This window comes from Exiguobacterium sp. s192 (assembly GCF_018618795.1).
In the GTDB taxonomy this organism is placed as follows: Bacteria; Bacillota; Bacilli; order Exiguobacteriales; family Exiguobacteriaceae; genus Exiguobacterium_A; species Exiguobacterium_A undae.
The window spans coordinates 1-19,815 of record NZ_JACSMS010000009.1 but is presented as its reverse complement, the minus strand read 5'-3'; the positions used below and the strand labels follow the sequence as shown (position 1 = coordinate 19,815).

Here is a 19,815-nt window from a genome sequence, read left to right as displayed (position 1 = left end):
GTTCAATAAAAATGTCTTTTTAATGACCGTTATTTATACAAAATTGATTACTCTGTCACAAATATTTTTTTACTTATTTCGTTATACTTTCTAAAGTCTATAAATTTATCTTTTTATCAATAAGCTTTAAATAATCTAGTTTACGTAAAGAGGAAAAACAAGAAAAAGTGTATACATTTCGACATCGAAGTGTATACACTTTTTTTATTCAATTTTCATTAATCTTTCAAATTTGAAATTTTAACAAAATTTTCAATTTCAGTTTTTCTCATTGAATTCCATTCTGATACTACATCAAATATAGAAAAATTATTGAAGTTCATTTTGGTAACTAAATCATTAGTCTCTGACTCAATCAAGAACGAATGATTAGATTGGCGAACATTTGTTATAATATTATCTTTTTCTCCATTCCAATCAACCTTAAATAAAAGTGTCGTCAAGATAATACCCCATTTTGACTGATAAATTAGATATCCTACTCCAAATGAAGTTGATAAAATATTTTCTGAATAAAAAATGTTTATCTTAGTCTGTATATATTCATCTTCAATATTTATTATATAATCAGTAAAAAACTCAGGCACTTTTTCGTGAACTTCTGAACTAAATGTTTTGAAAATTGAAGATAATGAATTAGTCAAAAAGCTTGGATTACGTCTTTTATTTATTTCAAAAATATTGTTAAGTGGACTAATTTTTTTTTTGCTAGCATTTAAAATTATTATTTCATTCAATTTCTCCACTCTTTCAAAATCAAGTTCATTGATATTTTTAGAATCATCAATTTCATAATAAGGATTATTACTAATAAACAGTTTTGAATCTTCACTTAATTTTTTACTAAGGATTTTATTAATTTGTTCCTGTAATTCAATTCTTGATTCTCTTGTATATGATATTTTTCTTGATTGTAAGCTAGAAACTAATTCATCTTTTAATAAACCATTTACTTTCTCGCTGCTTATACCTATTTCTTTTTTTATTTCTAAACGTTTTTTTTCTCCTGTGTAATTTCCGGCTTCTTCTTGGTTCTTCATTTCTTGTATAACTGCAAATGGATATATTCCTACAATTCTATTCTCAACTACAGGGATTTGTTCGAAGTTACTATTTTTAGTTGTTTGTTTGAGTACATTATCTTGGATAATACTAGGTGTGAGTACCCCATCCTCATCGTACAATTTATCATTATTAATTACATTCAATAATTCATACGTGAGTAACCCATGCTTCATCTCTGCTGTCTCTCTTGCTGTTTGATCAGAACCACAAGCATAAACTAACATTGCACCGTCACTAGTATCAATGTACTTTCCGATTAAATAATCTTGAGGCAAAAATGGTTCTTGGCTTCTTGTTAAAACCTTCCCGCCAGAATTACAAGAATCAATTATATAAGTTTGAACTTTTGGATTTAAAGAAGAAATTTCATTATAAATTTCAAAAATAGGATATTCAGAATCATGAAAAAAAACATTTGATTGATCTTCTTTATAGTTGCCATGACCTGCAAAATAAAAAAGAATTGAATCCTCGTTTTCTTTAAATTTTTCTTTTATATTTCTTAAAGCTTCTTTGTACTTTCCCGTTATCTCTGTCAGAGGATTTTCATTTCCACTAATAATTGTAAAAACATTATCGGATTCAAATCTACATCTATCTATTAATGTTTGTTCAATTGACAAAGCATCATTCACACAAAAGTTTAAAGGTGCTTCCGTATAATCATTAATCCCTATTACGATTGCATAACGTTTTTCCAATAGCAAAATTACTCAACTCCATTTTTTATTTTATTACAGTTACTTGGAATTATTTAGTGTTAAAGAATTTTCCAAGGTGAAATGCGCTACCTTCCCACAATTCTTCCATCAGTCTTTCAATTTCTTTTAATAGCCTTTGTTATTCACGATCATCGTTCTCGATATAATCCGACTTATAGATTCAGATAACATCCCACACAGTCTAACTCGCAAAGGTGCACCCCATCCTTCAATTCGATTGATGATTGCTTTTTGCTTACTCATTTCGACTTCTTGATTGTATACGACGAGCCGTTCCCTTCAAAACTCGGCATCTTGATGTAAATCGCATCTCCCTGACCGACATCGATATAGTGGACCTTGATTTTCGGCGTCGCGGTCTCCGCACTCTGTAACGGTCCCACTAATAAACCAACACTCGCAAATGCCAGGCTAGCACTCATCCATTTTTGTTTCATCTTTCATCGCTCCATTCCCTATTCGTAAGTTATCTTTAGTATACAGTGAATAACAGGAGAAAGTTGGTTATATTTCCCACCAGGAATTTTTTCTTAATGTGTAAGCGTCCATGTACATCGATAAAAGAAAAACAGACCTCAACAGGTCTGCTTGGCAAAGTGTTTTTGCATGAAGTCTGTCAATCGATCTAAATCGATGAACCATGTCACGTGCTCGATTGAACCGTCAACTTCTCGTACGAATCGAAGCTGGGCATCAATTAATGTTACCTTATCCGGTATCTGCTTCCCATTCGTCTGATCCATGACCTCAAACATCTCCAATACGTTCATTTGATCCACTCCTCGCTGTTGTCTTGAACACAGCATAGAATGGATTGGTATTGATGACGAATCAAGCTATATAGGATAAGCACAATGTTGTTTAGAATAACTGCTTCGTTACTAAGCTACTCACTATCAATTTCCTCTTTAAAAAAACAGAAACCGTCTTTTCTAAAATCGTTTCCGCCAACATAATGAAAAAATAATTCATTCGTGTTATTTGTATCCACTTAATCAGTCAATACAAATCAAACATATTTTTTCTGTCTTCAGGAGAATGGAAAGGAAATTCTGCAGTTGGATGATTTATAGGTGCTGTATGTTCGTTATAAACCTCTAAACCAATACATTCAAAGTCTAAATCTACCATGATGCTGCCGAAGTCTAAATCATAGTAGGTTTTATAGCTTGTATGTTTTATATTGGGGAAAACATGTTTAAATTTTTCATTATAGTGAGGTCGAAAATATTTAATCCATGCCGCTTCTGTAATATTAATAACACTCTTATAAGACTCTTCGTTCATAGTGTCATAGACGTTTTTTTCGTGCAGTTCATTGTTTTCTCCTGTTATTTGCGAGGTAATCCATGGATTTGTTATCGACACCATTTTAGCTTCTGGTTCAATTAAAATAACTGCTATATCTCCGGATTTTCGACTAAAGGAATGCTCTTGTAAGATTTTTTGAAGAGTCTCATGACCACTTAACCTAGATATAGCACTTCGCTCTCCATCGTTTCCATAGGACTGTCCTACATACAATATCTCGGTTAGAAGCGGTATGCTCGAATCTTCACTGGGATAAAAATAAGTCGGTCGAAGATGCAGTGTGGTGTCTCTCTTTTTAATTACAATGGATCTTAGCGATTCATCAATTTCAATCGATTCATAGTTACTTTCTGCTTCGTTATCCCGATCAATTTTGTAGTCGATATAAGAAAACCCTCCCTCTTTTTTCTCTACTCTGATTGAAAATTTCATATATCCAGTTGTTACTTCTAGAGAATTTTGAACAAAAGAAATATAGGGAATTCGGCAGATCATATATAGATGGTACCTGTCTTTACCTTCTTTTTTTAAGTAAGAGAGGTCTTGTGGATAATAAAGCTGAAGCTGACGGCCCTTTACTAGCAATCCAAACTCGGTTAAATATTTTCTGTCCATATGACTCACTCCTTTACTCTCACATTACGAGAAACATATCTTAAATGTTGGTAAAATAAATCATTTTGATATTGACCAAGTAGTACTCACATGTTATTTTTTATATACACGAACTTGCCACGCCTCTTAACAATGCGGACCACGGTGAGTCTTTTTTTGTTTAAAACCATTAAGAATAGGATATATTACTATTACATGAACCTACCACGCCTCTTAACAATGCGGACCACGGTAGGTCTTTTTTTGTACTTAAATCTATTCTACAATGAAATTAAATACTATAATTACCAAATAAAGAAGTGAGATGGACGGGAGCTTACTAAACGTGCATGAATTGTTAAAATTATTAACTCATCTATTCGAAAAACGTGAGACTCCTTTTATTTTAAAAGCGTCTCCTCAAAACTCGTTAAAACCATATAAAACAATCGATCAACTTATAGAAGAACTTTGTTGTAAAACAGACTACGCGTTGACTTTTACAGATTCAGAGAAAGAAGAAGCAAAAGAATTCTTTAACTACAACAATTACTATAGTTTTTCAATCTTCCGCAAGATGTTACCTTGGGATTCTCAAGAATCATTTAGCTTTACGCAATGTCGTGACCTATATAACTTTGATCAATTTCTCCGTGAACAATTAAACCGATTTACAGGTGCAGTAGAGTTAATGATAAGAGCCACATTAGTGAAAAGCTTATGTGAATCGTATAAAGGATCTTATGACCCGGGCGTTTTTTATCTTGATAAGAATATTTACGCATCACGTAAACGGGCACGAGAGGTTTTGAATGCGTTTAATCGAAGAATTTCTAAAAGTAAGTCTTTATCGGTCATGCATCATAAAAATAAGAAACAAAATTGTTTCCCCTTTTGGTTGTTGGTTGAGGAATTAACGTTCGGAGAGCTATTTCACTTTCTAACAACTCTAAAAAATGAATATCGTGCCCACTGGATCGAGGAAAGTTTTGATAAGTCTTATAAATCGCAATTTTCGAGTTGGGTGCGTACTATTCAATTTTTAAGAAATAGTTGTGCGCACTATTCTCGAATTTATGGAAACTTCTTCACGACTTCTCGACCTCAATTATTAAAAGAGGACGCTCGGAAAGCTGGCATCAAAAAAAATGATAATGCTACTTTGTTCGCTAACATGCTTACATTAAAAAACGTATTACAATACGCTTCACAAAATACCGTAGATGCGTGGAATGAATTTTTGGACAATATTGAATTTCAATTAAAGCATCATCAAGACATCATTTTTTTAGGTAGAATGGGATTCCCTTCTAATTGGAAAGAGTGTCTTCGCCTTGAATAAATAAAACTAACGATTATATAGAGCACTTATTATTATCTAACGAGTCTATATTTGTCATAAAGGGGAGATGTACTATGCCATCGACTTCAAAAATCCAATACTTATACAACTCTTTAAAAGCGACAGGTTCCTTAGAACTAAGTGACATTCGTGAAGTAAATAAGTTGGTTGAACTCGGTGAATCAGAAGGTGTATTGATTCAATTTGATAGTTATACAGATCAGTATGGAGAAAAGTACGAAGCCTATATTACAGAAGAATTAAAGATAAGATCAACCGAAGTTCCAGCTTCAAAACTGACACTTCGAGTAGGTATGGTAGTAGAGAACCTTGAGGACCAGTCTCAATGGCTTGTTTCAGGAAAACGAACAAACGGAGAGTCTTTTGAATATGTGTTGTCTAACGGACAAGTACTTTCTCCTGAATGGTCACGTTCTTTTAAAATTATTTAATTTACTCATTTGAACTACCAACGCTCCGTCGCTCCGTGCCCTTCGTCGCAAGGAACAGGAACGTAGAGATGCCTCACGCTAGTGATTGGCAGCTCTCGTTATCGGTCCGTCAGGAGGGCAGCGGTGCGATGAGGATGTTGCTGCTTGCAGCATACAGCCTCACGCATGAGCTCGAAATTTCTTTTCTTGTCGCTACTAATACATACAAACTAAATTGAAACGTAGATAGACTGATCCACTCTATGAGAAAAGATGTAGGTATATACATTGACAGCAATTCCACTACTTCTTCTCTAACCAATTCCTCAACAACCAGCACCTCTCACGAATCGACACAAAACGATACGAAGCCTCTCTGGCCCGCAGTGGATTCGTCCACTGCGGGCTTCTTTCTTCACTTGGATTTGGTACAAATCCATTCCGTATTTGCTTGTACATCCTTCAAAGAAAAACGGATCTGTTTTTCGTCCATGCTTTACGCGCGGACAGGACGGGAGTGTGTCCCGCCTGTCTACACTGAATGATAAATTCAAATTAATCCTTGGGCTTTTAAGCTGACGTAATCGTCTCCTGCCCCGACAACGATATGGTCAAGTAATTTGATACCGATGATGCGTCCGACTTCCTGCAAGCGTTCCGTCACCTCAATGTCCTCGAGGGACGGTTTCGGGTCGCCGCTCGGATGCTGATGGCTGACAATGAGTGACGTCGCATTATTGAGGATAGCGGACTTGAAGATTTCACGGGGATGGATAATGCTCGAATTGATACTCCCGACGTGCGCCCGGTGGACGGCGATGACTCGGTTCTTCGTGTTCAGCAGGATGACGAGGAACACCTCACGGTCATCGTCCTGGATAAAGCGTCTGGCGACAAGAAACGCGTCCTCTGGTGACGTGATATGCGTCGTCTCGAGGGGGACGTCCGGTTCCCGAACCTCTTGGCGGATACGGGTGATTTCAACGAGTTTGGTCAGTTTCATGGAAAAGCTCCTTTCGCGAGTGAGATGCAGTCCGACACGGTGCCGTCCTGTTGACGGGAACGCAGCGAGCGTCGCGAGACGGGGCAAGGGTGACCGCAGGGAAAGATCAAAAAAAGCGAATAGCGCACCGGAACGAAGGCTTCCGGAGCCCACGAGCGAAAAGCTTGCTTTTGAGCCAAAACGCGGAGGAAGACGAGGAGCGGCAGCGGCTTTTTTTGATGGCCCTTGCGCCGACGAGGAGCGAGCTAGAGTACGGAAACAGGACGGCTTACGATCCCTTTTCATCAAACAGAGCGGTACCGCTCTGATCCATGCCTTTGAAATGATCATTCACCGCATCACCTATTCCAAGTAAGACGGCAGAAATGAAAAGTTAGCGCTATAATAAAAGACGCGACGATAAACTGAATGAAAAAGGAGAACGTCGAGCCGCGTAAGATTGCGAGCAAAGCGTTCCGAGCATTTGAAAAGTCTTTTCTTGTAGATGATTCGAAATTACGCAACACATAAAAAGAAGACAACTCCCAATTACACAAGAGTTTGTCTCCTTTTTCTACTCTATTTTTTTTGTCGTGTTTAAGACGTTTTTTTGATTTCTTAGATATTTGATTCTAGTTGTGCAATTACATGGTCTAAGTCGGAAACATCTTCTTTTTCTTTGAACAATGCAATCGCTTGATTGTATGTTATGAACTCTTCTCCTGTATAGTTCAGCAACACTTCAGTCAAAAGTTCAGCATACGAATCTAGTTCATCTTCATCATTTGAATTTTGAACACGTTGACGTAACTCGATGACCAATCCACCAAGATCTTCACATCGTGTCAACCACATACGATAGGCTACGAGTCGCTCATCTTCATCATCACCTTCGATGATTTCTCGAATTTCATCCATCGTCGGATAGTCGGCAAACACATCATCGCGTGACAATTCAACTTCATTTTCACCTTTTCGTCTAACGAGATTCTCAAGGAGTTGGTCGAAGCTCTCCGCTACGAGAAGTGTTGTCTCATCCGAAATATCCAAACACCAAATTTGTGGTTCATTAGGATTGTTGTCGAAATCGAAGTACCAGAAATAACTACCTTCGCCCTCACCGAACACAATCATCTTTCCTGTTAATCCCCATTCTTTCAACATAGACAAGCCATTTTCAAATTCCTCAGCTGTCAAAGTGTTGAATCGATATAAAGGTAGATGAAGACCATCTTCTTCGTCAGACCATGTATTTTCGAAATCAACGTTCACTGAATCAAATACAAGATCTCCGCCATTCTGTTCTTCTAGCTTTTCGATATATTTCTTAGGGAGACAACCGCCTAATTCTTTTTCGATTTGCTTCACTTCTTCTTTATTTAGCGACAAAGCAACCTCATCTTCTAACAATTCATCCCAAAAATCCATTAAAGCACCTCTTTCACTACATTTTTCTGCATTTATATACTCTTATAATATTATACGCTATACTTTTTTTGAATTTGGAACGTTTGAGACTACAAACATATTCGCAGCAAACGATTTACTCGTAACAGAAGATAATGATTGTAAAGAAATCGTCGATGTCGAATTAGCGCGGTCATTTGGTCCACATCATTGCGAAAAGTATCGTCCTTCAGAATGATATGTCAGAAGACGTCACGATTGACGAGCGCTATTATGCCGATGAAGTGAAAAATGATCCCTGTAGCATATGCAGGAATCATCTCTTGAAGAAACATAATATTTTCACATACGTTACATACATAGGTACAGTTTGTGCTACCAGCGTCACTTTTCTTTACTTACGATAACTCGACCTGTCAAGATCAAAAGGTGAAAACAGATCCCATTTCTGATAACTGGAATAACACGCTTTACGAACAAAATCACATTAAAATGTCGCATCGATTAACTGATACAATCCATTAATTTTCCGTTACAGATTAAGCTCAAGAAAACCTTACAAAAGGGCAAATAGATTTACTTCACATCATTCAAGAAGATTGCACTATTATTCGGTTAGTAAGCTAGTCCTTCAGCACTTATTATTCCTAGCATAAGTACAAGTCGAGAGATTCGTAAGTCAGGTATTCAATACACAAAAGTCAGAAGAAGTAAGTCTCGGCAAATTGTTTTATCTCGTCACCTAAAATAGCGAGACGCTTTTTGATTTCTTTCCGATGTCCGTATCGAATGATATCCTCAGACGTCAATGTTCTAATCAACAAGCAATGATGTTGGTAAGCCGTTTCGAGCAATTGAAGGTACTGCTCACCTCTGACTTCTCGAGAAACAGCTAAATCACCATCACTATATCCATCAAGAAATCCTGTAGCTATAGCCTTTAGAATATCCTCATATTTCTCAAACTGGTGTTTTTTATAGCGTGGGGTATTTGCTAACATTCTAAATAAAGTCTCGTATAAGTTCATGAAATTACCGGCCATTTCACGAGGTTCATAGACAATTGGATACGGATCAATCAGGCAGACGCTGTCCCCTCCCCACAAAATGTTTTCAGGCGAGACGTCTTGATTGACTAATCTTGCCGAAACGATTCGACGATTTCGATTCGTAGTCACTACTTGAAGTGCATGTTCTACCCTATTGTTTTGAAACATAGGATACGCGTTAACTAGTTTTTGATGATTATGGACGTGAGTTAGACTTGTTTCTTGAAAAAATGTCTGAAATTCCTCGCTTATAATTCCATGGAGTCCTTTATTTTCTGTCCATGCTAAACGACCAAATCCCTCAATTTCAGGAGTAAGACTTTCCATTTTTCGATAGATAGCTCCAATTTGTCTACCTACACGCACCGCTTCGACTAGCGACATTTCTCTTAAAGGCAATGATTTTCCACCAAATGACTCCAACGTATATGTAAGCTCAGGCGTAACATGAAATTTAAAAAGCGCTGGTGCACCACCTGGGACCATTTGATTCACGGATTCGTAATACCATTTTGTTGCCGAATATTCTGCCGTCAATGCGTCTTGATCGAATGGAACTGGCTTTCCGTAAGCAACTTTTTTCGGAATTCGAAGCACCAACTCTTCATCCTCCTTCGTCACTTTCCATGCCATGTGCCACGCTCCCTCTCCAATCATAATCGGCAAAGAGACACCCGCATGATTTATTGCTTCAAATAAGATTTCTTCTATTGGTGTTTCTTTTCTTATCATTAAATGACCTCCATCGTTTTTAAGGTACCGATTACCATTTTACTATAATCAAGCTTGTTATTTACCTAATCAATTCTACTTACACAATCACTTAAGTATGAGTGATTTAAAAAATTAATTGTCATTATCTGAACGTGTACACCAATAAGTCAAACTGATGACCTCGTATATAATGAAATCATCATAATACATATTCAGACTGATGCATCTTTGTGAGCTAAGGCTACTTCACTAAGTTGTATCGTATGAAAACAAGGGATTTCCCAACATTTAGGGTATTCATTGCAAAGCGATTTTGACAAGCAAAGCTTTCGAACACTGAGTCTCGACAGACTTGCCGTCTCCAAGAGTGTGAGATTGAATTCCTGTGTAGCAATATATCAAACGCTTTAATAGACATCTCAAAATGTTGGCATAATAGTGTGATTAATGAGTCTCTTCAGATTGACGCAATATAAAACTTGGTCATAATGTCGGTACAAAGATTAACGCTCTTAAAAAGATGATCGGATAGCTCAGTAAGACCGGCAAATACACCATGCATGAATGAAAGGAAATCGAACAGTAACAACGTAATTGGTCTAGAAATTACAAGTGACCAGATGAAAACAAAGACAGATTGAGGTCGGGATGTCACGCAGATTTCGATGCTCATCGAACTGAGTAGCAGTAGCCATACAAACAAATAATTCATATTCGTTGTGAATAGAAAAACCAACGTGAAGAAAGCCAGCAATAAGAGACTGCCATTGACAACATCCCATATCGTCAGTGCTTTCATTCGTTACATATGTCGTATGTAGGTTGGGCGAACTTCACAACATGTACATCATCTTACCTAAGGAAGGAAACGAGGAATGAAAATAGAAACAAATGTTCTCTTCGATAAAAGGAGTATTTCCATGTGTTATCAAGACCGAGGTAATAAGAAATGGATCCCATTCCTGATGCCTGAACACAAAGGGTTGCTGAAACGCTATTACTAGGAGGTGCATCATTTTAAATTCGAGGATACAGCGGGACCGATTGATGGAACGATCGAGAACGCATTGAACGACGCAGCGGAGACATCATAACGGTGACGGCGATGAACGGAGTGAAAAATATGCGCATTATATTAAAGACTTCGCACACACTTTGATTTATCTTGGTGCGTATCTCGGTGACATCATCTCAATGCCACAAATCGCGGAACACTATGCGATCTCCCCAAATCATTTGATGAAGGTCGACCAACAACTGACAAAGCTTGGTTACCTTGAACTCCTCAGGGTACGGAATGGAGGACTTCGATTTACGCGTGCTACGAAAGAGATCAACATCAGAAAGGTCGTCCGTGAGATAGAACCGCACGATATCGTCGAGTGTTTCAATCAGAACGTTCAATGTGTCATCGTCCCTGCCTGTTGTAGTCTAAAAGGGATTCTTGGAAATGCCCTTCGTTCCTTCCACCAGGAACCAGTGAAACATTCCATCGAGGATTTGAAAGTACTCAACTTTGTACAGCGTGATTTGTTGCAACGACTCCAGGATATAAAACAATAAGTACGATAAAAAGGATCAACGTACAGCTACTTTAGAAGTAACCATACGTTGATCCTCCTCACAAAAATCAGTCCAAACGTTGTTCAGCTATCTTATAGATCTCATCTTTATCCCTTTTACCAATCGCTACAATCTGAATGATTTGGAGTTTACCTTCTACTTCTCTAAAAACAACACGTAACCCCATCTTTCTGTTTTTTAACTTATTGCAATGAGACAAGTTTCCACTGAGTGGTTGCCCTGCCGCCATTCCTACAGAAATGATACGATTCAATGCTTTGTCTACGAATACCTTTTGGCTACCGTCGAGATTATCGTAGTCTTTTTTGGAATACTGCGTCCACTCAAGTTGGTACAATTATCACTCCCACCCATCCATTTCATCAATAGCCGTTGTGTGGGTTACTTGTTCTCCACGGACTTCTGAATCAGTATATGTGCGGACATTTTTATTGGATAGTCGCATCTCGACCGTCAAATCGTCTAATCGGCTGTACAATTCTTCAATTTCTTTGTTTAGTGACTCGTACTGCTGTTGAGTAAGCATGACACCCGCAACTTTTTCACGGTTAAATACATAAACGCCAGCTGCTTCACGATCTGCTCTTTGGAACGCTTCCATCGGCGATCGTTTCACATCAGATATTGAAGTGGTTGGAATATCAAGTATTCGCATTCCCATCATCATGCCCTCCTTTTGTTCTATTTTCTCTATCATACACCTTTTAAAAGTCTTTTAAAAGTTATTAAGCCTTTTAAACACTAAAAAAATCTAACCTATTTATTTTTATAGATTCTACCCAGTTCTCCGTACCTTCCGTCGTAAGGAACAGGAACATAGAGACGCCTCACGCAGGCGAGTCGAAGGTCTCGTTATCGGTCCGCGGTGCGATGAGGATGTTGCTGCTTACAGTCTACAGACTCACGCATAAGCTCGAAAGCTCTTCAATCATCTTCGCTAACGTAGACAGATGAAGTCAAAACGTACATATAATGATCCAATCAAAGATATAAAAGGTATAAACGTATACACACAGCAATTCCACTACTTTTTCTCTGACCACCTCCTCAACAACCAGCATCTTTCACGAATCGACATAAGACGATACGAGGCCTCTCTGGCTTGCAGTGAATTCCGTCCACTGCGGGCTTCTTTCCTCACTTGGATTTGGTAAAAATCTATTCCGTATCTGTTTGTACATTTTCCAAAGACAAACGGATCCGCTTTTCGTCCATTTCTCCTTGTATTTCTCGATTATCGGACGAAGAACAAGATGATTTTTCTCGCTGTTATCCTCGTAGCACTGATCCGGAGCGTGTTCCTGATATACGCTGAAATGGTCTACACGCAATAAAAAAGCAAGCTACCTGACATGACCAGAATAGCTTGCTTTTCTTATTTAACCGGCTTCCGGAAGACCCAGTAGGATTGCCCGAGATAGTTGAGAACCGTATAGAGAATCATCCCGATAAGAATCGCACCCGTCTCCTGAAGATGTGGCAGGAATTGATGCATGCCCCACAGGCTGAGTCGGTAGGCAATGAGATAACTCAGTGATACAACAATCAAGAATCGCATCCAATATATCCAGCCCCCGGCTTCCTGACGAAACGTGAATCGACGATTGAGCATATAGCTAACCCAGATCCCACAGGCATTCCCAATCGCCGTCGCCGTCCAGTATCCCGTATGAATCATATGGAAACACACTAAGGTGATTGTCAGACCAACTATCGTGTTCAACACACCGACGAGCAAAAAACGAAACAGGGTCATCATTCGCATTTATCCTCGACGATGTAGCGCGGGCGCCGCTTCACTTCCTGATATATTTTCCCGATGTATTCGCCGATCAATCCAATGCCAAACAGTTGAAGTCCTCCGATGAACCAAATTGACATCATCAGAGATGTCCAGCCATCCATCGTCTCACCTTCGTATCGACGATATAAAGCATATCCAACAAAACCAAACGAGACGATTAACATGAACAACGATAGCAGAAATAAGAGCTTAATCGGACGGACACTGAAGGAAGTCACGCCATCCCAAGCAAGTGCCAGCATCTTCCGTAACGGATACTTGGATTCACCGGCTGGACGCGGTTGACGTGTATAGGTTACTTCGGTCGTTTGGAAACCGAGTGCTGGAACCATACCGCGGAGAAACAGATTACGCTCCGGATGCGCGCAGAGCGTCTCGACAGCTCGTCTACTCATCAAGCGATAGTCAGCATGATTGAGAATGGTTTCGACCCCGAGCCAATCGATAAAGCGATAAAAACCTTGGGCAGTCGAACGTTTGAACCAACTGTCACTCTGGCGATCCACCCGTACTCCGTATACGATGTCGTTCCCTTTTGCATATTCTACCAAGAACCGCTCGATCACCTCGACGTCATCTTGAAGATCCGCATCCATCGAAACGACACAATCCGCATGTGGGTGTCCTTCCGCAAGTCCTGCAAACAGGGCATTTTGATGCCCGACATTATGCGCCAACTTCAATCCTCGAAATTGCTCATCCATTGCGTGTACGTGCTCGATTTGGGACCAAGTATCGTCCCGACTGCCGTCATCTACGAATAGTACGAAAGATTCCTCTGAAATCAGTCGCATTTCCTTCCAATTTTTAAGGAAACGACGCATCGCGTCGATTGTCAGTGGTAATACTTCTTTCTCGTTATAACAAGGAATGATGATTCCTACTGTCGGAATTGTCGTCACAGTCATAAACTTACCTCCTCGAACTTAGAGACTGATGCCTATTTTTTCGCTGGTATGTCGATTCGATACAGCCGAATCTTCCATGCTGAGTGCCGTTCCTGGAACGTCTTCTCATGTCTTAGTCCGATTGATTTCGCGTTTTTTATTGGTACCGCAGACAAAACGTATGTTGTGCCGATCTGCTGTAACTGTGAGACGTCGATGGATAAGTGACGAATGGGTACTTGATGATGCTTCGTAAACTCATATGTTTTCCCGAGCTCTGACGAGAACAAGTAAACACGATTGCCCCATGTATCAAAGTAGCGCTTTAGCTGCTTACTTTCATCCAGTTCTCCTGAAATTACTTTTCGGAAAGATGCTTTATAGCTCAATGGATAAAAGTTGACGTAACCGTCGACGGTACGCATGCCGTTGTATTGAGCAATGGCAGGATGCATCCCAATCGAGGCAACTTGATAGTCCGTCGTCGGTTGGTCGATATATCGTTTGATGTCATCAAACTGTGTTGTCGCATAAAATGCTTCATATGATGGATGATGACGATAAACGAACTCCGGATTCCAAATCAAAAGTACGATGGTTTGTGTAATCAGCAACCCGATTACCCATTTCCGTTTCGATGCCGTCCATAACCAGTCGAGCATCAAGAAGAACAAGGCGTACCACACCATCGGCTGCAAGAAATGAAATCGCGAGAAGTTAAAGGTTCGCATAAGGGACACCTGTTGCTTCAGTGGATTCCATCCATCATAGAACCAAAATGCATACCAGAGGGATAAGCCAAGCAAAAACCAAATCAAAGAGCGAATCGATTTTGATGCTTCCTCTCTTTTCCGGAAAACGATGACTCCGACGACGAATACTGTCAGAAGAATGATTGGCGATTGTACTGCCCGGTCATGCGTATGACCGAGCACCAAATGTTTAAAGAACAACCGGATACTCGACCAAAAACCGTTGGTTCCAGTCTCAAAATCATTTCGACTCGTCAACTCGTCTTCCCATAACATCGAATAGACCAATCGATATTCAATCAGTAAGTACAGGATAACTTGTGTACAATAGGCAAGCCAAAAGCGACCATGGAAATGACGACCGCGGATCTCTTTGATGACATGATAGATGGCGAGCGTCGCCAAGAAGAAGACGATCCCTAATACGAAACTTGAATAGAATGGGACGAGTAACAGGACGAGGATATTCGCCTTTTTCCGTCTTCCCTTCCAGATGTTCCAATATGCCCATAATAAGAGTGGCATCCCTAGCGTGCTCAGCATGCCGGATGGCCAAAACGGTGTCCAAGAAAACAGAACGGCGACCCAGAGTGCATAAGAATGAGGTATGACAGCCTTCCCATGATCGCGCAACAATAAATACATGCCTAGAAAAGCAAAGATACGGGTCAACAATTGACTGACGACATATGCCGTATAAGGGGAGAACCATTGGTAGAGCCAGACGATGCCAGTGAAACTGCTAACGAAGGCGTTCCTTGAGACGACTCCGTTCACTAAATCCGGAACATTCATTTGAAGACCTGTAAAAAGCGTATTCGTATCTACTAACGTCTTATACCAGACGATGTTTGAATCTAGATTGTCATGAATTCGGACATGTGCCTGCTCTCCTAAAAGAATCATGGGCAACACATAAATACAAGCTGCTACGATTCCAAACAGAAGACGTGTTCTTTCCCTCACACTCTCCCCCCCTTTATGAATCTTCTATCTCCAATCCTTTAAAAGACACGTTTTTCGTCTTACCTTTTCTTTTGAGGGCTTAATTGATTCCGAGGACAGTTGAATTAGTTTATATCCAAAAGTTAGATAGAATTGAAACGTGTAAAATGTAGGAATCCTCATCAATGAATAACACCCATTTTATCTACAGAAACGACTTTTCTTTCTTCGCCTTTGATGTTACATACTCAAATGGAGTAGAAGACCGACGAAGAACATCCTGGTAACAACTACGTAAGAGCTAGTACCATCATAATATGAACCTGGTAAGAAATGGACATTTCACACATATATCACACAGTATACCGAAACTTCCCTTTCATAAAAGCGTTTCAAAACTGATTGATAGGAACTCCAAGTAGAGAAAGGAAGCGGTATAAGGAACAACATTATTGATAGCTTTATCGAAAAAGGAGCCCTCCTGAAAATCTCATCCTTAACGATTTCACTTGCTGTTACTGATGGTGGGATGAACAGATATGGAGACCGCCCTGCAGCATCATATAAGATAAAGTACACAGCATAACAGGAAGATTTCACTTTTCTAAAAACAGATGCGAGTAAGAACACGGATCAAAGCACAGTAAAAGAATTTGATGCTACGGCAGTCACATAAACGAGGAATTCAAATCCAACAGCCAAATCAAAAACGAAGACTGCAAATGGTTCTGGTGAATACTTTTTTCGATTAGTAATGAACGTACTAAATATCTCTTACTGATTAGAGGCCCTATATCTATGTCATTTCATGAATTATTCTTCATCATCTTGATGTGGATTATAATTCGCTCATATACGCTACTTAACCAATTCAAAGCGTCGAGGCCAGGTGGATAATTGTAGACGACTAACTTGTACTCGTTATTGTTCGAAGGTTCATACTAATTACCGAGATTAAAATAACTTAATAGTTAGTCACTTGAACTGGTAATGAGGGATGGATAAATGAGATACATGTAAAAAAATCTAGATAGTGACCTTATAACTACCTTATTTTCTACTTTTTAAAATTTAGTTAGTACAATTTTTTGAAGGTAGACGAATGGGATCTATAAAAAATAAACTCTCATTTTTTATAGATCCCATTTCAACTCAATATTTTTCGTATTCTTTTCTTTGCCATTCAGAACAATTTTTTATCCAGTCATCTTCATTTATTCTTAAATAAAGTAAAGCTTTTTGTGCTAATTCCTTATATTATTCTTCTCTATTAAAATCTTTAAAAGCAAAAGTTATAGCGTCACCATTCTCTGTAATATCTGATCCAACAACAAATCTCTCACTAGTTTTCAAATCAAATGTTGTAATTTTTTTGGGTAAGATTAAATCTCCCTCACTATTCAAATAACCCTCTAAGGGTATAACACCGGTCTCAATGTAAAACGCCACACTGTACTTAGTAATATAGAATGTCAAAATCTCATGATAAGATTTTTTTCTCTTCTAAAGTGCGGATAACTGCCTTTAAATCCATGTTTCCTCAATTCTGGCACAATAACTTCTTTTATTGCAGTTTTCATCTTTTTTCTATCACCTAAAGATTTAAATGTCATGTCATTTCCTCCATTTATTAGAAATGAGTGTGTACCTTAATACCATTTTTTTAAAGAAATTCTCTTAATGGTTTACTTGGCCCGCCTTTTCCTTTCGCATTTAAGAAAAAGTGCCACTCAGCTCTCTTCATATCTCCTTTTCTTACTAAAAAGATATCTTTTTTTATTTGTCTCGTTATAGTTTTCGTCAAATAGGTCCTTGCCGTCTTTAGATTCATACTTTCCGTCATCAACAATTGAATCTAGTATCACACCTAAAACCTCGAAAGCCTACAGGTGCAATTAACATTTTTTTGATTGACTGTCATCAGTCGAGTTATAACCATCTGTAATGCCCTTGGATGATATGAGTTGAAAGACACCCAACGGAGATCCTACTGTTAGATTATATGGAAGAATTGACTTTCTCAGGCAATCACCTGGACCTGCAATACTGTCTAAACTATCTATCGATGTGAGTATCATCTTACCGCTTTTTATACTGACTTTTGTTCATCATGATTGTTTGTGTATTCTTTTTCATATGTGGAGCTTTCATTAACAACATTCATATGTCTCTAGATACGACATAACCTATAGATATCTCTCTACTATCCACTAAAAGAGATACTAAAACTCTCCTCTTCAATAGATGGACGTATAGTTTGTATACAGTTAGACGTCGAAATCATATCATCGCAGTTCCTGATTAGTACAGGTATAAAAATATCACTTGGTGCCAAAAAACGTCTGAAGAAACCGATGGTAGGCTTTTCACTTACATCATGTATCGTCCTTATAATCTATCTGTGACCGTACAGATAGTTCACCTATATCCATTTGTTGTTTAATTAGATCTTCCGCTAAAGAACCACTAGTCCATCAAATCTAGCTCGAGTCCCCGGCCGACACTCTCTCATTTAGAATCGTCCTGCAATACTCTCATAGCCATTTGCATCAAAAGATCTATATATATATATATATATTAAAAGTGAAGAAAATATCATTCACAAAAAATGTAGTATTATTGTTAGTAAGATTTTTTTATAAAGTTATTTGTAAGAAGGGAGTCATTTACTATGAGTGACGTAACGCGTTACTATGAAGGACCAGAAGAAACAAAAGTTGGATATATTTTTGAAAAGAAAACAGAAGTAAATGCAGGATCGAGACACATGGTTATCTCTATACAGAGCTATTCAAATTATAGAGGGGAAGTTAAAAAAATAGCTTTCTTAGCGAACGCTGGACAAATAAATTCAAATATCTGCGAGAACCGAGATTACAAATTGGTTGGAAAGCTTGTTTTTGAAGAACTAAATTTATAAATCCAGAAAATAAAAGGTGTTTACATTTCGACGTCGAAATGTAAACACCTTTTATTTAGTAGCTTGAAGGATGTCTGATTACTTTAAAAGTTAAAAGTGAAGAGAATGTGTATACTTGAAAATCCTTTTATACTCTCTAGATCTAAACTACTTAAAATCGAAAATTCTTCTTCTTTTTAACAAGCTATTCTGTATAAAATTGAACGAATAAATAATTAATGTATCATATACTGTTCCTTTGATTTTTAGAAGTACGCAGTCAAAATAAAGTAAATCATAACACACACAACTAATATAACTGAAAATCTGCTCATTTCTCCATTAAAGATTCGATCAAAAATACTTTCTCTTCTCGGATCTTTATCCACTTTGTTACGCATTATTTTCACTTCCTCGTTGTATGTCGATGCTTCACATTTTCATTTCTTCTCTCTATAGTTAGTTCTTTTAGTTTTCTGATCAAATACCATAGCTAACAAAAAAAGTATGACTGGTATAACTAACATACCAAATGTATGAATCCAAGTCTGCATTTAGACTCACTTCCTTCACTAATTTTCGTATTTCAACGCTAATCGGGATGAATGACATTCCATTTATTTCTAATAATGAATGACCTTTGAATCTTTTTCAATGCGCATCAAAGAGTTTTTTTCTTTTCGTTATAAACGCAATACAATAAACACACTATCTAGCTAAAACATTTCGTGAATATACTCAAGAAAATAAACTGAGAAGATTTTGGAATTAACTACTAGAAAAAATTAAATCATGATAAAATTTACATTATATCCGCTTATACTAAAATTTGATAACGCCTTATCACTTTTTATGTATTTAATTGCATCACATTAAACGGATATGGAACTTCACAAGTACAAAAGGCTTATACCTCTATTTATTCAAAGTATGTCTTACTGAGGAACACGATCAGTGAGATATACTTTTTGTAATGTCTATTCCTTCATATGAAAAAAACTGGTTGCTCCTAATTTAGGTCGTAACTGACGGACTAATCTAAGAGTCCAACTCATCATCTTTTTAATAGGATAACTAAATAATTATGAACGTCCCTTTTATTCCTACTAAAATTAAAAAAATAAAAATATAGCATGTATCTCACTGAACTGAGCCCTAGAGTTTGGACAGTTTAATAAAAGCACCCTTAACGTTTTAAGCTGCTATGAGATGGCTTCGGTATTGTACCGGAGTCATCTTTTGTAGTTTCCATTGTCTTCGTTCGCTATTGTAATAATCAATATAAGCATCGACCATGGCACAGACCTCATCGAGGTCAGATGCTAAT

Annotated in this window: 19 protein-coding genes; 4 read left to right on the top strand and 15 right to left on the bottom strand. The window is 38.0% G+C overall.

Going from position 1 to position 19,815, the window contains the following annotated elements:
* Window positions 1-218: 218 nt before the first annotated feature.
* The 4 genes from KNP87_RS13200 to KNP87_RS13185 form a co-directional block, all read right to left on the bottom strand.
* Window positions 219-1,772, bottom strand: a complete 1,554-nt coding sequence (locus tag KNP87_RS13200; protein WP_214721961.1) for a caspase family protein — start codon at window positions 1,770-1,772, stop codon at window positions 219-221.
* 254 nt (window positions 1,773-2,026) lie between these two features.
* Window positions 2,027-2,224 (bottom strand): hypothetical protein, encoded by a 198-nt coding sequence (locus KNP87_RS13195; protein WP_251135621.1) that lies wholly within the window; start codon window positions 2,222-2,224, stop codon window positions 2,027-2,029.
* Between the two features lie 138 nt (window positions 2,225-2,362).
* Window positions 2,363-2,557, bottom strand: coding sequence for a hypothetical protein (locus KNP87_RS13190; RefSeq protein ID WP_214721960.1), 195 nt, complete (start codon window positions 2,555-2,557; stop codon window positions 2,363-2,365).
* Between the two features lie 229 nt (window positions 2,558-2,786).
* Window positions 2,787-3,713: a hypothetical protein gene (locus KNP87_RS13185; protein WP_214721959.1), complete on the bottom strand. Its 927-nt coding sequence runs from the start codon at window positions 3,711-3,713 to the stop codon at window positions 2,787-2,789.
* Window positions 3,714-4,038: 325 nt separating this feature from the next.
* Between KNP87_RS13185 and KNP87_RS13180 the strand changes: the two genes are divergently transcribed.
* A complete protein-coding gene (locus KNP87_RS13180) occupies window positions 4,039-5,034 on the top strand; it encodes an Abi family protein (RefSeq protein WP_214721958.1) in 996 nt (331 codons plus the stop codon).
* Window positions 5,035-5,108: 74 nt separating this feature from the next.
* Window positions 5,109-5,486 carry a hypothetical protein gene (locus tag KNP87_RS13175; protein ID WP_214721957.1) on the top strand — a complete coding sequence of 126 codons (378 nt, stop codon included), beginning with the start codon at window positions 5,109-5,111 and terminating at the stop codon, window positions 5,484-5,486.
* 529 nt (window positions 5,487-6,015) lie between these two features.
* Here the strand turns inward: KNP87_RS13175 and KNP87_RS13170 are convergent.
* The 3 genes from KNP87_RS13170 to KNP87_RS13160 all read right to left on the bottom strand — a co-directional run bounded on the left by KNP87_RS13170 (window position 6,016) and on the right by KNP87_RS13160 (window position 9,635).
* On the bottom strand, window positions 6,016-6,468 hold the full coding sequence (locus tag KNP87_RS13170) for a JAB domain-containing protein (RefSeq protein WP_214721956.1): 453 nt from the start codon (window positions 6,466-6,468) through the stop codon (window positions 6,016-6,018).
* Window positions 6,469-7,065: 597 nt separating this feature from the next.
* Complete coding sequence (locus KNP87_RS13165; RefSeq protein ID WP_214721955.1) at window positions 7,066-7,875, bottom strand: SMI1/KNR4 family protein; 810 nt, start codon at window positions 7,873-7,875, stop codon at window positions 7,066-7,068.
* A gap of 680 nt (window positions 7,876-8,555) precedes the next feature.
* The gene (locus tag KNP87_RS13160; RefSeq protein ID WP_214721954.1) at window positions 8,556-9,635 is read right to left on the bottom strand and encodes a hypothetical protein; all 1,080 of its coding nucleotides are present in this window, start codon (window positions 9,633-9,635) and stop codon (window positions 8,556-8,558) included.
* 1,137 nt (window positions 9,636-10,772) lie between these two features.
* Here KNP87_RS13160 and KNP87_RS13155 point away from each other — a divergent pair.
* A complete protein-coding gene (locus KNP87_RS13155; protein ID WP_251135620.1) occupies window positions 10,773-11,180 on the top strand; it encodes an Rrf2 family transcriptional regulator in 408 nt (135 codons plus the stop codon).
* A 67-nt stretch (window positions 11,181-11,247) separates the two neighbouring features.
* Here KNP87_RS13155 and KNP87_RS13150 read toward each other — a convergent pair whose 3' ends face one another.
* The 7 genes from KNP87_RS13150 to KNP87_RS13120 all read right to left on the bottom strand — a co-directional run bounded on the left by KNP87_RS13150 (window position 11,248) and on the right by KNP87_RS13120 (window position 17,202).
* Window positions 11,248-11,538, bottom strand: coding sequence for a type II toxin-antitoxin system RelE family toxin (locus KNP87_RS13150; protein ID WP_214721953.1), 291 nt, complete (start codon window positions 11,536-11,538; stop codon window positions 11,248-11,250).
* Window positions 11,539-11,541: 3 nt separating this feature from the next.
* On the bottom strand, window positions 11,542-11,862 hold the full coding sequence (locus KNP87_RS13145) for a hypothetical protein (protein ID WP_214721952.1): 321 nt from the start codon (window positions 11,860-11,862) through the stop codon (window positions 11,542-11,544).
* A gap of 714 nt (window positions 11,863-12,576) precedes the next feature.
* Window positions 12,577-12,960 (bottom strand): GtrA family protein, encoded by a 384-nt coding sequence (locus tag KNP87_RS13140; RefSeq protein ID WP_214721951.1) that lies wholly within the window; start codon window positions 12,958-12,960, stop codon window positions 12,577-12,579.
* Window positions 12,957-13,913, bottom strand: coding sequence for a glycosyltransferase family 2 protein (locus KNP87_RS13135; RefSeq protein ID WP_214721950.1), 957 nt, complete (start codon window positions 13,911-13,913; stop codon window positions 12,957-12,959). The genes KNP87_RS13140 and KNP87_RS13135 overlap by 4 nt, the downstream gene beginning before the upstream one ends.
* A 32-nt stretch (window positions 13,914-13,945) precedes the next feature.
* Window positions 13,946-15,610, bottom strand: coding sequence for a DUF6044 family protein (locus KNP87_RS13130; protein WP_214721949.1), 1,665 nt, complete (start codon window positions 15,608-15,610; stop codon window positions 13,946-13,948).
* A 1,236-nt stretch (window positions 15,611-16,846) separates the two neighbouring features.
* Window positions 16,847-17,038 (bottom strand): hypothetical protein, encoded by a 192-nt coding sequence (locus KNP87_RS13125; RefSeq protein WP_214721948.1) that lies wholly within the window; start codon window positions 17,036-17,038, stop codon window positions 16,847-16,849.
* Between the two features lie 23 nt (window positions 17,039-17,061).
* Window positions 17,062-17,202 (bottom strand): DUF4304 domain-containing protein, encoded by a 141-nt coding sequence (locus tag KNP87_RS13120; protein WP_214721947.1) that lies wholly within the window; start codon window positions 17,200-17,202, stop codon window positions 17,062-17,064.
* Between the two features lie 1,058 nt (window positions 17,203-18,260).
* Here KNP87_RS13120 and KNP87_RS13115 point away from each other — a divergent pair.
* Window positions 18,261-18,509, top strand: coding sequence for a hypothetical protein (locus KNP87_RS13115; RefSeq protein WP_214721946.1), 249 nt, complete (start codon window positions 18,261-18,263; stop codon window positions 18,507-18,509).
* Between the two features lie 1,173 nt (window positions 18,510-19,682).
* On the opposite strand, the gene KNP87_RS13110 is transcribed toward KNP87_RS13115, so the two are convergent.
* Window positions 19,683-19,815 (bottom strand): IS3 family transposase (locus KNP87_RS13110; RefSeq protein WP_214722038.1); only part of this gene is annotated, 133 nt, incomplete at its 5' end.